General features: G+C 41.0%; 7 protein-coding genes and 1 other annotated feature. Of the genes, 3 read left to right on the top strand and 4 right to left on the bottom strand.

Annotated features, from left to right (window positions below; translation table 11 throughout):
- Positions 1–75: 75 nt before the first annotated feature.
- From B5Y67_RS20235 to ileS, 3 genes are all read left to right on the top strand, one after another.
- Positions 76–1692, top strand: coding sequence for a glycosyltransferase family 39 protein (locus tag B5Y67_RS20235; RefSeq protein WP_242976055.1), 1617 nt, complete (start codon positions 76–78; stop codon positions 1690–1692).
- Positions 1693–1874: 182 nt separating this feature from the next.
- Complete coding sequence (gene nifJ / locus B5Y67_RS20230; RefSeq protein WP_088228197.1) at positions 1875–5402, top strand: pyruvate:ferredoxin (flavodoxin) oxidoreductase; 3528 nt, start codon at positions 1875–1877, stop codon at positions 5400–5402.
- 406 nt (positions 5403–5808) lie between these two features.
- Positions 5809–6035 (top strand) — a binding site (T-box leader).
- Positions 6036–6111: 76 nt separating this feature from the next.
- Positions 6112–9210 (top strand): isoleucine--tRNA ligase, encoded by a 3099-nt coding sequence (ileS, locus tag B5Y67_RS20225; protein WP_088228196.1) that lies wholly within the window; start codon positions 6112–6114, stop codon positions 9208–9210.
- Between the two features lie 144 nt (positions 9211–9354).
- On the opposite strand, the gene B5Y67_RS20220 is transcribed toward ileS, so the two are convergent.
- From B5Y67_RS20220 to B5Y67_RS20205, 4 genes are all read right to left on the bottom strand, one after another.
- Positions 9355–9528 (bottom strand): DUF3787 domain-containing protein, encoded by a 174-nt coding sequence (locus B5Y67_RS20220; protein ID WP_083995852.1) that lies wholly within the window; start codon positions 9526–9528, stop codon positions 9355–9357.
- Positions 9529–9687: 159 nt separating this feature from the next.
- The gene (gene tlp / locus B5Y67_RS20215; RefSeq protein ID WP_088228195.1) at positions 9688–9903 is read right to left on the bottom strand and encodes a small acid-soluble spore protein Tlp; all 216 of its coding nucleotides are present in this window, start codon (positions 9901–9903) and stop codon (positions 9688–9690) included.
- A 244-nt stretch (positions 9904–10147) separates the two neighbouring features.
- Positions 10148–11023, bottom strand: a complete 876-nt coding sequence (locus tag B5Y67_RS20210) for an MBL fold metallo-hydrolase (RefSeq protein ID WP_088228194.1) — start codon at positions 11021–11023, stop codon at positions 10148–10150.
- A gap of 154 nt (positions 11024–11177) precedes the next feature.
- The gene (locus B5Y67_RS20205; RefSeq protein WP_088228193.1) at positions 11178–13163 is read right to left on the bottom strand and encodes a methyl-accepting chemotaxis protein; all 1986 of its coding nucleotides are present in this window, start codon (positions 13161–13163) and stop codon (positions 11178–11180) included.
- Positions 13164–13522 lie beyond the last annotated feature (359 nt).

Genomic DNA, 13522 nt, shown 5'->3' with positions numbered 1-13522 from the left:
AGAGTGTAATTTTACCTTTCAGGAGTTTAGATCCGGGTTAGTCAGATGAGTAAGTGTACCTAAGGAGTGTGAAGATTGTTGCCGGTCAAGAGGTCTTTATTCAGGTTAAGTGCGGTTCTGATCATTGCCGCCTCATTTTTTCTGTGTTTTTATGCTGTAGTTCATCATAATTCAAACACTGCATCCACTGGCAGAGTGTTTTCCCAAAATCAGTCTCAGAGCGTCCAGACTCCTCAGTTTAGCGGGCAACCCGCAGACCAGGGGCAAAATCAAATTAGACCCCATGAAAATGGAGTACAGGCTTCGCCCAACGGGCAATTTAACTCTAATGGCCGTTCCTTTAATCGGGGCACATTTCCCGGGCCAGGCAGAAGAAGCAATGCGGGTAATAGCTTTACCGTTCAGGTCGTTGCCTACACCGTATTATTTTTCCTGGCAGCTCTAGTTAGTTTCTTTATTCTTAAAAGTTCCCCAAAATATAAAGAGATTCTTGCCAAGCTGCTCATTGATAGAAGTAACCAAAGAATTATAATGGTGACTCTGATCTGTGCCGGACTATTACTTAGAATTGCCTTAGGTATCCTTATCGAAGGGCATCCCTTTGATCTCAATACCTTTAAATCCTGGGCCGCCTTAGCAGCCAATAATTTCTCCCAATTCTACGTAGGACGTCATGCCAGTGATTATCCTCCACTGTATATTTACATATTATATTTGATCGGTAAAATTGGCAGTCTCAAAGCGATGAGTGCTTATTATACCATTTTGCTTAAGCTCCCTTCGATCCTGGCGGATATAATCACTGCCCTCCTGCTCTTTAAGCTGGCCCGCAAATATCTCTCGGCGGAATTAAGTACCATGGTAGCAGCGTTCTATATCTTTAACCCAGCTGTTCTTGTCAACTCGACTATTTGGGGCCAGGTCGATTCCTTCTTTACTTTGCTTATCGTAACTGCGGTAGTTTTGTTAATGGAAAGAAAACTCGTTTATGCGGCCATCTTTTTCACGGCTTCAGTCCTTATGAAGCCGCAGGGAATCATTTTCCTTCCCATCTTATTTTTTGAGCTGGTAAGGCAGAAAAGCCTAAAAAGTATTGGTAAAGTTCTTATCTCCGGGTTGCTGACGGCGGTAACAATTATTTTGCCGTTTTCACTTCAGCAAAATCCCCTCTGGATTGTTAAGCTCTTTACAAGTACTTTGGGTGAATATCCTTATGCATCTGTCAATGCTTTTAATTTCTTTTATTTATTGGGCGCTAACTATAAAAAAGACACCTTGCCCTTCTTGTTCTTAAACTATCATAGTTGGGGATTGATTTTCATTGTTCTTGTAACCTTGTTGGCTTGGTTCGTATTTGCTAAAAGCAAGAAGGAGAGTTTTCTTTCGGTTTCAGCTCTCATTTTGATATCCGGCGTCTTTCTTTTTTCGGCCAGCATGCATGAGCGGTATTTGTTTCCTGCAGCAGCCCTGGCGCTTCTGGCATTTATTTATACCAAGGATAAGCGGTTTATGTTATTGTCAATAGGGGTAAGTGTTACGGGGTTTGTCAATACCTACCTTATTCTTTGCCAAACCAACGAGGGTATTAACCAAGCGGCTTTTAGTACTATACCGGTGATGACTTCAATTTTGAATCTTTGTTTGTTTTTATACCTTATTAAAATTGTGTGTGGGAAAAATATTTACGATTAGGTAGATTCTCCTGAAAAGTCCTTTTTGAGAGCTTTTCAGGAGAATCTTCTTATTAATAACAAACGGATTATTGACATTGGGTCTTGAATTTGCTTTTTTTCCTTAAAACATGTATGAGAGTTTTCCAATGACGAATACTAATTTAGACCAGATTCAAAGTTTTTTCAGAGGAGGCTCTCAGTGTGGCTAAGAAAATGAAAACAATGGACGGGAACCAAGCCGCAGCAGAAGCATCGTATGCTCTGACTGAGGTTGCAACGATCTTCCCAATCACGCCCTCTTCCCCAATGGCAGAAGGGGTTGACGAATGGGCTGCTCACGGCAAGAAGAATTTATTTGATCAACCTGTAAGAGTTGTTGAAATGCAATCGGAATCAGGAGCTGCCGCTGCAACTCATGGCTCCCTTCAAGCCGGAGCCCTGACGACAACCTACACTGCTTCTCAAGGATTACTGCTTATGATTCCCGAGATGTATAAAATGGCCGGAAACCTGGTGCCGGCAGTATTCCACGTTAGTGCCAGGGCTTTGGCGACCCATGCCTTATCAATTTTTGGCGATCATCAAGATATTAATGCTGCCCGGCAAACCGGTTTTACGATGATCTGCTCAAATGACGTTCAAGAAGCCATGGATTTGGGGTTTGTCGCTCATCTTGCAGCCATTAAATCAAGGGTTCCGGTTTTGCACTTTTTTGATGGGTTCAGAACCTCCCATGAGGTCCAAAAAATAGAAACGACAAGTTACGACGAGATTGGGAAGCTTGTAGATTATGATAAGATTAAAGAATTCAGAGATAGAGCTTTAAATCCCAATCACCCTGTTCTCAGAGGTACAGCCCAAAACCCCGACATCTATTTCCAAGGCCGGGAAGTTTCCAATCCTTTCTTTGAAGCCGTTCCGGATATTGTTGAAGATTACTTCAAAGAGATTAAGAAAGTAACCGGACGGGAGTATCATCCCTTCCAATATTACGGTGATCCTGGGGCGGAAACGATTATTGTCGCCATGGGTTCTGTCTGCAATACCATTGAAGAAACTATAGACTTCTTAGCCCAGCGGGGAGAAAAGGTCGGGCTTATAAAAGTACATTTATATCGTCCATTCTCCAAAAAATACTTTTTTGATGTTTTGCCTAAATCTGTTAAAAAAATTGCCGTTCTTGATCGGACAAAAGAACCAGGTTCGACGGGGGAACCTCTATACCTGGACATTGTTCAGATCTTTAATCATGAATCCTCAAAACCCATAATTGTGGGCGGGCGTTATGGTTTGGGTTCCAGAGACACTACTCCGTCACAGATAATCGCTGTTTATCAGAATTTGAAAAAGGCTCAGCCTAAGGATCGCTTTACCATTGGCATTATTGACGATGTGAGCAATACCTCGTTACCTATCGAGGAGACCGTTGACACCTCGCCGGAGGGTACTATACGCTGCAAATTCTGGGGACTCGGTTCTGACGGTACGGTTGGGGCTAATAAAAGTGCCATCAAAATTATTGGCGATAATACGGATCTTTACGTTCAAGGGTATTTTGAATATGACAGCAAGAAATCCGGTGGTACAACGATTTCCCATTTGCGCTTTGGCAAGAAGCCGATTAAATCCTCTTATATGGTGTTTGACGCTGACTACATTGCTTGTCATAATAGGTCATTTATTTATCACTATGACATTCTTAAGGGTTTGAAAAAAGGTGGAACATTTGTTTTAAACTGTCCTTGGAGTGCTGAAGAAATCGGAGATCATTTACCGGCTTCTTTAAAACGATATATCGCTAAGAACAATATCAATTTTTACATTATCGATGCTATTTCCATCGCTGGGGAAATTGGTCTTGGCGGGCGGATTAATATGGTCATGCAGGCTGCCTTCTTCAAATTAGCCAATGTCATCCCTGTTGAGGACGCTATTCAATACCTCAAAGACTCTATCCAGAAAGTCTATGGCAAAAAAGGCTCCAACATCGTAGAGATGAATCATAAGGCGGTGGATCGCGGAATTGAAGCTCTACATAAAGTGGAGGTTCCTGCTTCCTGGGCTGAAGTTCCGGATGAGGAAATGCCTGTCAAAGATGAACCGGAGTTTGTTAAAACTATACAAAGGCCTATGGCGCGTCACGAAGGAGAAGATTTGCCGACCAGTTCCTTTGTTGGGGTGGAAGATGGAACCTTCCCCTTAAGCACTACACGCTACGAAAAACGGGGAATTGCCGTCTATTTGCCTGAATGGCAAATCGATAAATGTATCCAATGTAATCAGTGTTCCTATGTTTGTCCTCATGCAACGATCCGTCCATTCCTCTTGGATGACAGCGAACTTGAGAAAGCTCCGGATACTTTCAAAACTAAGAAACCGATCGGCAAAGGGCTGGAAGGTTACCACTACCGTATTCAAGTTGCTCCCCTCGATTGTACCGGTTGTGCAAACTGTGCTGACGTTTGTCCTGCACCGGGTAAAGCCATTGTCATGAAACCTGCTGACCATGAAATAGAAATGGAATCCGAAAATTGGGAATACGCGATTAAACATGTTGCGGAAAAGCGTCATCTTATGGATGTTAAGTCCCTGAAAGGCAGTCAATTTGCCCAACCACTTCTCGAATTTCACGGAGCATGTCCAGGTTGCGGTGAGACACCTTATGCTCGCCTGATAACTCAGCTGTTTGGTGATCGCATGATTATTGCCAATGCCACAGGTTGTTCTTCAATCTGGGGGGGCAGCGCTCCTTCGGTTCCTTATACGGTTAATGCTGAAGGCAAAGGTCCTGCTTGGATGAATCCGCTGTTTGAAGATAATGCCGAGTTTGGTTATGGCATGTATTTAGGTTCTAAGCAGATTCGAGCAAAGCTTGCTCAATTAATGCGTCAGGGGTTAGAAAGTTCTCTCAGCGAGAATCTTAAAGATGCCTTCCGAGAATGGCTGGACAATATGGAAGACGGAGAAGGATCGAAAAGAGCTTCTGCCCGTCTGCTTGAAGTGATGGAGAGTGAAGATGCCGCAGGTAATCCGCTTCTTTGTGAAATCAAAGAAAAGAAAGACTATCTCATCAAACCCTCTGTTTGGGTTTTCGGTGGTGACGGTTTTGCCTATGATATTGGCTATAACGGCATTGACCATGTCATCGCCAGCGGTGATGATGTAAACATTCTGGTAATGGATACAGAAGTATACTCCAACACCGGCGGACAATCCTCAAAGGCCACGCAGACGGCAGCTATCGCAAAATTCGCAGCAGCAGGCAAGAAGGTCCGCAAGAAAGATTTAGGCCTTATTGCCACAACCTATGGCTATGTCTATGTTGCGCAAATAGCCATGGGAGCGAATATGAATCAAACGATTAAGGCGATTGCTGAGGCCGAAAGTTATCATGGCCCTTCGATCATTATTGCCTATGCTTCTTGCATAAACCATGGGATCAAATCCGGAATGGGAACAAGTATCCTTGAACAGAAAAAGGCTGTCGAAGCCGGTTATTGGCATCTCTGGCGCTTTGACCCCCGCCTTAAAGATCAAGGAAAGAACCCATTCACACTTGACTCCAAAGAGCCTACGGCTTCTTTCCAAGACTTCTTAAAGGGCGAAATCCGATACTCTTCTCTGCTAAACGTATTCCCGGATGTCGCACAAGAAATGTTCAACGTTGCCGAGGGCCATGCTCGGGATAAATACCAAACTTTAAAGCGTTTTGCAGAAATGCAATACTGAAAATCGGTTTATAAGTAAAGTGAAGAGTGAGGACGCTGCTTAAACCTTAGGTTTTTGTAACGTCCTCTTTCTTATTGGAGTTTACTTTACGGTCCCATGTCAGGTGCTATGCTTTTAGGTAAAGCGTGGGCAGCGAGGAGTATTTCAGTTAAAAAAGCAACGAATTATCCTACAAAGGGTTTACTTTTAGCAAGATATTGGTTAAACTTTATTAATTAGATCTACTAATTGGCTGATTTTATTAATCCTTTCGCATATGGCCTGATTTGGGTTTTTACGTTATTTCTTACAATCTTTTAGGCGTATAGTCTTATAATTCGGGGATACGTGGGGGATTGTAAATTTTAACCTTGAGTGAAGACTCATGGTGTAAGTTTAAGTTTTTATAATTTCGGTTAAAGTATGGAAAACAACGATGAAAAGGACAGTAGTTAAGAATCTGGTTCTTAGAGACATAATCCTTGGCTGAAAGATTATGACGAAGGTTCTTTATGAAGATCACCTTGGAGTTGGGCGGCTGAACTAATTAAGCTGCTCCGAGTGACATACGTTACATGTTTTGAGTGATTAACGGATTGTTTCTTGAGCAATCCATTAATAAAAAGGGTGGTACCGCGATAATTCGTCCCTAAGTCATAGACTTAGGGACTTTTGTTGTTATTGCCACAGTATTTTGTCACAATTAACTCATTGAGAAGGGAAGATAATCATGGCTGACTTCAAACCTTTAGCGGAGCAACACGTAGCTCATAAAGAAAGCGAAATAGCTGATTTCTGGGACAAAAATGAGATACTCAATAAAAGCATTCAAATTAGAGAAGGCAAGACTCCTTTTGTCTTCTATGAAGGACCTCCTACAGCTAACGGTAAACCGGGGATCCATCACGTTATCGCCAGAACTCTTAAAGATTCCGTCTGCCGCTTAAAGTCTATGCAGGGTTATCAAGTTAAACGCAAAGCCGGATGGGATACTCATGGACTTCCTGTAGAAATCGAAGTCGAAAAACAGCTTAAGCTTTCCAATAAACAGGAAATAGAAGCTTATGGTATTGCTGCATTCAATCAAAAATGTCGGGAATCCGTATTTAGCTATGAGAAACAGTGGCGGGAAATGACCAAACGGATGGGGTATTCCATTGATTTGGATCACCCTTACGTAACGTTGAATAATGACTATATCGAAAGCGTATGGTGGATTCTTGATCAGTTTTTCAAACAGGGTTTAATCTATGAAGGACACAAAATTCTGCCTTATTGTTCACGCTGCGGTACGGGGCTGGCTTCCCATGAAGTTGCCCAGGGATATGAGGAAATAAAGACCAATACTGTTTACGTAAAATTCAAGAAAAAAGATGCCGAGGAATACTTCTTAGTCTGGACGACCACGCCTTGGACTCTGCCTTCAAACGTGGCCCTGACGGTAAATCCCCAGGAACTATACCTGAAGGTCAGACAAAATAATGAAGTCTATTATGTTTCTAAGACGTTGTCGGCCAAAGTACTGGGAGAAGAGTTTGAGGTTTTGGACCAAGTCCTTGGCCAAGACCTTGAGCATGTAGAGTATGAACAGTTGATGTCCTTTGTAAAAACAGATAAAAAGGCCTTCTTTATTACCTTAGGCGATTATGTGACGACGGAGGATGGAACAGGAATCGTTCATACTGCTCCGGCTTTTGGTGAAGATGATTACAACACCGGGCGAAGGTATAACCTGCCTGTGCTTCAACCAGTTGATGAAACCGGTAAATTTGTGACTACACCCTGGGCAGGTACTTTTGTTATGGATGCTGATCTGGAGATCATCAAGTGGCTGCACGGGGAAGGAAAATTATACAAAAAGGAAAAAGTAGATCATAATTATCCCCATTGCTGGAGATGTCATACTCCGCTGCTTTATTATGCGAAACCGAGCTGGTATATTGAAGTTACCAAATTTAAGGATAAATTAGTCGAAAACAACAACCGTGTTGAATGGTATCCTGATTATGTGGGAGAAAAAAGGTTTGGCAACTGGCTGGAGAATGTCAACGATTGGGCACTGTCCCGCAGCAGATATTGGGGCACACCGCTTAATATCTGGAGATGCCAATGTGGGCATACCACATCCATAGGCTCCCGCAAAGAGTTAATAGAGAAATCTCTGGAGCCCCTGGATGAAACGGTGGAATTACACCGGCCCTTTGTTGATGGTATCCATCTTAAATGCGAGAAATGCGGCTCAACGATGACCCGTGTTACGGATGTAATCGATTGCTGGTTTGACAGCGGATCAATGCCTTTTGCCCAGCAACATTATCCTTTTGAAAACAGCGAGACTTTTGATCAAGTCTTTCCGGCAGATTTTATCTGTGAAGGGATTGACCAGACGAGAGGATGGTTCTATTCGCTGCTCGTGATCTCCACCTTTGTCAAAGGAGTTGCTCCTTATAAACGAGTATTAGTTAATGATCTGATCCTGGATAAGGATGGGCATAAGATGTCCAAGTCCAAAGGAAATACTGTTAACCCCTTTGAGTTGTTTGATCAATACGGAGCCGATGCTTTACGCTGGTATTTGCTCTATGTATCTCCTGCTTGGACTCCGACAAAATTTGATATTGAAGGGCTGAAAGAGGTGCAAAGTAAATTCTTCAGCACCCTCAGAAATGTTTATGCTTTCTTCTCCTTGTATGCCAATACGGATAAGCTGGATCCGAGAACGTTCTTTATTGAGTATAAGGATCGTCCAGAGCTTGATCGGTGGGCCATATCGAAATACAACAGTCTCCTTCGAGCCGTTGAGTCAGATCTCACTGTTTTTGATCTAACCAAAGCTGTCAGAAAGATTCAGGAGTTTGTCAATGAAGACCTTTCCAACTGGTATATCAGACGTGCACGCCGGCGTTTCTGGAGTACAGAACTAACGGATGATAAGAAAGCTGTTTACAATACCACCTATGAAATTCTTCTAGGTCTGTCCAAGCTGGTGGCGCCTTTTGCACCTTATATTTCTGAAGAACTCTTTAAGAGACTAACAGATGATCTGTCAGTTCATCTCGCAGATTATCCTGTCGTTGACGTACAGCTGATTGACAACGAGTTGGAAACAAGAATGGATTTGGTAAGAAATCTTGTAGGCTTGGGCAGAGCGGCCAGGGAACAAGTTAAAATTAAAGTTCGGCAGCCAATTCAAAAGATTTTGATCGATGGCAAATATCAACAATTAATAGACTATATGCTTCCCTTGATTCAAGAGGAATTAAATGTTAAAGAAGTTGTTTTTGCTCAGGATTTAAATCAATATATGAGCTTTAGCCTCAAACCCAATTTCAAAGTAGCAGGATCTATCTTTGGCTCGAAAATAAAGTCTTTAAGCAAAGTGCTGGCGACCCTGGACGCTTCTACGATCGTGCCTAAATTAGAAGCGGGGGAAACTGTTTCGCTTGAGGTAGAGGGAGAAACTATAGACCTGGTTAAAGATCATGTCATTACTTCGATTTCTGCCAAAGAAGGCTTTACAATGACCGTGGAGGACAATTTATTTGTAATCCTGGATACAACGCTTACGAAAGACCTGATTAATGAAGGATATGCGAGGGAGTTTGTTTCTAAGGTACAACAAATGAGAAAAAATAACGGCTACGAAATGATGGACAGGATTAATATCTTCTTTGATGGCGATGAGGAAATAAGCGAAGCCGTTACGTTGTTTGAAACCTATATTAAACGGGAAACTCTAGCCGTCACTATTGAGAAGGTTAATGATCCGAGTTTGGAAAGACAGAACCTTAATGGTCATAAGACAGGTCTGAAGCTGGAAAAACTATAATAATCAGCCGATTAACAGATACTCATAAAAAAACAAGAACTCCGTATCGCTTTCCACGGGTAGAAAGTGGTACGGAGTTCATTATTATTAGACTATAAAGTTTACGACAGATGTGTATGGGCTTGTTGCTCTCGCCGGTAATACTTAAGAAAGAGAATTTGTATCCACCCATTCTTTGGCGTTGAGTACGGATTCTTCACTGGGGATAGGAACATTCGATTCAGGTTTAACGTTTTCAATATGTCCACGCCAGGCTGCTGTATCGTGTCTTTCAATAGGGTTAGCGATAAACTTTTCCTTGGACTTATTTTCAGCCATTTCAATTACCTCCTTTAAAATTCAGGCTTAGTATTCCCGAATTTTTGATCTATAGTTTCTTAATTATTAAGGTCATAAGAGCCAATCATACTAGATAAAGAATGGCAGTCCTATTCTTGGAAGAGATAGACTGTCATTCTTATTAAATGCACCAAGGTATTATTTCTGAGACTCGTCTTTTTTCTCCGAAATGAAGGCATTAATACTCTCTTTGCGCCGCTCATTTTTGGATTCAATATCCTGTTTCTCATTTGCTGATAGTTCTTCAGCATGTTCATTAAGATATTCTTCAGCGGCATGCAATTTTGCTAGGGTATGGTTAATGTGTTCTTGCAAATGGACATCGTTATCGGCACGATTATCTGGTTTGGCCACCCTGATTCCCTCCCGCCCAAATTAGAATTCTTTTTATGATTTGCCTAATTTCTTCAATTTATACTGGAACGCTTCAAAACAATTTAAATTGATCTAATCGTGAGGGGCCGTTGCATAATGAATATCTATGCGTTTTTATAAATAAAACCCTGCATATAAGTGGATTTAAATCACAATTTATGCAGGGTTTTGTTTAATGAGGGACGTTTATGCATTTTGAAACAGCCCCTCACGATGTTCAGCTTTAGTTGAACGAGTTCACTTCTAACTTTTGCAGGTAATCTTTAAGTGTCCGTTTAAAATTGGCAGATTTTATGGTTCCTAAATCTGAAAAATGGGCCTTGTATGATGCATAATCGAACTCTTTGCCTAACTTTTCTCGAATGAGTGGTTCATACTTCAGGAGTAAGCGATTATTTAAGTTGTATTGATGGACTTCTATCGCTGGGCCAATCATTTCATTTGAGATGGATTGGCCCTGTTGAATCCTTCGAATGTAAAAGAGATTGCGTTCAATTAAATCATCTCCGATAATGCCGGAATGGGCTGAAATCTTAATTTTGGCAGGCAAGCTTTTAATAAATTCCAATGTTTTAATAAAGGCATCGAGATCATAATAGTCGAGATAGGGAATAGGGAACTCAACAAGATCTCCGACAAATAAAACAGAATCTCTCTGATCAAAACATAGTGAGGAGTCTATAGTATGTCCTGGGGCATAGATGAAATTAATATCTTCATCGGCTAAAGAGAGTTTTTCGCTAAATGTTAGTGTTGGATACTTTAGTTTGATTACCCCTTGATGGAATTTCCTTAATCTATTTAATTCAAAATCTCCGATCTCCTGCATCCGTTTTTTTGCTGTGTCATGAGCAATGATAACGGCATCTTCGAAAGCACAATTTCCCCAGATATGATCCCAATCTGAATGAGAATTAAAGATAAGGAGATCTTTGGGTGTTAATTGAGAAGTGAGATATTCCTTGACGACATTCATTGATAGAGGTCCTAAATGAGTATCACACAAAACATAGTGATGATTTCCCTTAATTAAATATATAGAAATATCGTCTTCGAAGGTAAAAATAATGCCTCGCTTGCCGATCTCGCGAATAATCATACGGTTTATCAACTCCAGATAAATTGTTGTCATCAATTATATCGTTTCGCAACTGCTTTGTGAACTCGTCATTTAGATGGAATGGAAAGAATAACAAGGTGCTTTACCATTGAGAGCAAAGCACCTTGTTTAAATTAAAGGGATATTTGGTTGACTAGCTATTGACTTTAAATTTCAGAATTTCTTCGGTAAGCTGTTTAGCAACCTTATCCAGTGCCTCTGCGGTTTCAGCAACATGCTCAACAGCGGTTGACGTTTGCTGCATTGAAGCCGTAACTTCTTCAGAGGCCGCTGCTGTTTGTTCAGAAACTGCAGATATGTTTTGTAAAACTTCAACGACTTTAGCATTGTTAGTTGAAGCTTCTTTCATATGATCTGTATTTTGTTGGATAATGCCATGAATCGTCTCAATTGCTTTGGAAATATCTGAAAATGACGAATCGACTTTGGTTACTGCAGACATTTGGGCAACAGTTTGTGTTTGAACCTCCTGCATAACCCCGACAGTATGCTGACTTTCATTTTGAATATCTAAAACAATTTGGCGGATGCCATTTGCCGAATCTGAGGACTGTTCTGCAAGTTTTCGTATTTCTTCGGCTACTACAGAAAAGCCTCTGCCCGCTTCTCCGGCACGTGCAGCTTCGATCGAGGCGTTAAGTGCCAGGAGGTTTGTCTGTTCAGAGATAGTAGTAATAGCTTGGAGAATGGTACTGATAGCTTGCACTTTATTATTGAGGAGAGAAATAACACTTTCGATTTTGTCGATAGAATCTTTATTGGCTTGAGATGTTGTTGTAAGCTCGTTAACCGAATCGATACCTCTTTGATTAGCTTGAGCGGCCTCTTGGGAGGCCTCCAGCATATTATTGCTGCTCATTTCCAATGACTGAAAATTATTAGATACATGTTCCACAAACAGAGATCCCTGTTCTGCCTGAGTTGCTTGATCTGAGGCGCCGGTGGCAATCTGGCTTACGGTTGTTGATACTTCTTCCGCAGATTTGCTCGTTTGCATAGCAGTATTTGCTAAATCATGGGCCGACGTACTGACGTGCAGGGAGAGATTTTGAATGTTTTTCATCAGAGCTCCAAGTTCTTCAACCATTCCGTTAAGAGTTGCAGCTAAAATTCCTGTTTCATCTTTTGAGGTCAGTTTACAACGTACGGTAAAGTCCCCATTTCCGATTTTTTGGGCATCCTCAACTAATAGATTTAAAGCTTTGGTAACAGTTTTAGCAAAAAGAATTCCAATAATGATAGCCAAAATAGCTAAAAGTATTGAAGCAATGGCAGTATGATGGAGGATTTGGGAGGTCGAGGCTTGAACTTCAGTGTAACTCATAATTCCTACAAATTTCCAACCTGTTTTGTTAAAGGTAGCAAAGCTTCCGAAATACCGCTTGCCACTTACTTTAAAGTCTGCCACTCCGGAAACACTGTTTGCCAAACCAATCTTGAGTTCAGGGATCGAAAGATCTTTTCCTAATTGAGTCTTGTCAGGATCTACCATGATTTTATTATTTTTGTCCAGCATAATTAAATAACCTTGCTGACCGATTTTCATCTGTGAGATAATTTGAGTGAGTGAATTCAGGGAAATATCAATGCTCATAATTCCAAGAAGATCATTTGTTTGTGGATTGTAAACAGGTTTAGCAACAGTAATGATCAGCTGGTTAGTTCCTGCATCGACATAGGGATCAGTCCAAACAATCCCCTTTGCCTTCACAGCTTGCGTGTACCAAGGACGTGTTGTCGGATCATAACCATTCGGGAGTTGAGTTGACGGGTAGAGAATCATGCGTTTGTCCGCAGTACCAAAATAAACATTTAAGACGTCGTTGTTGGATTCTTTGTAGGCTTTAAAAACGGCTAAGGCCTGAGATCCGTCGCTCCCTGGTGTTATTCCCATAACGCTGGGATCATTGCTTAAGCGGTTGACATCCTGCTCAATCCCCTTCATAAACATGTTCGTTGTTTCTTCGACTTTAGTGACCGATTGAGACGTGGAGGTTTTAAGTTCTGAAGCAAGAACTGAATTAGCATTCTCATAACTATAGAAACCTAAAATTGAAGTTGGCACTAGGGATAAGACCAGTATTAAGACAACTAATTTTCGTTGCATTGACCCTTTCATGGTTTGCCTCCAATTATTCTATATAGTCATTCGTCAAATCGCAAAGCAATATAAGGTTGAAGTTTAGAAATTGTCGAGTTTTATGTTGTATATAAATAAAACAAAATTTTTTCTGTTACAAAATTAAATTTATTATTCCAATAATCATCTTTTTGAATTAATTACCTTATTTTCCAACAGCTTCGCTCCTTTGCGGGTTTTTTCCTTATATTTCTTGCATATTTCATTTTAACTTGTTTCATTAAATTAGAATAGTTTTTTTGTCATGAGTTAAATGCAAAAATCATAATATCAAATGCAAATATCTTAAACTACGTGTAATTAAACAGATACAGTCTCACGTTGTTGTTAGGGTCGAC

The sequence above is a fragment of the Desulfosporosinus sp. FKB genome, assembly GCF_002196705.1.
Lineage (GTDB): Bacteria > Bacillota > Desulfitobacteriia > Desulfitobacteriales > Desulfitobacteriaceae > Desulfosporosinus.
The sequence above is the reverse complement of the archived record's forward strand: the minus strand, read 5'-3'. Positions and strand labels throughout refer to the sequence as shown.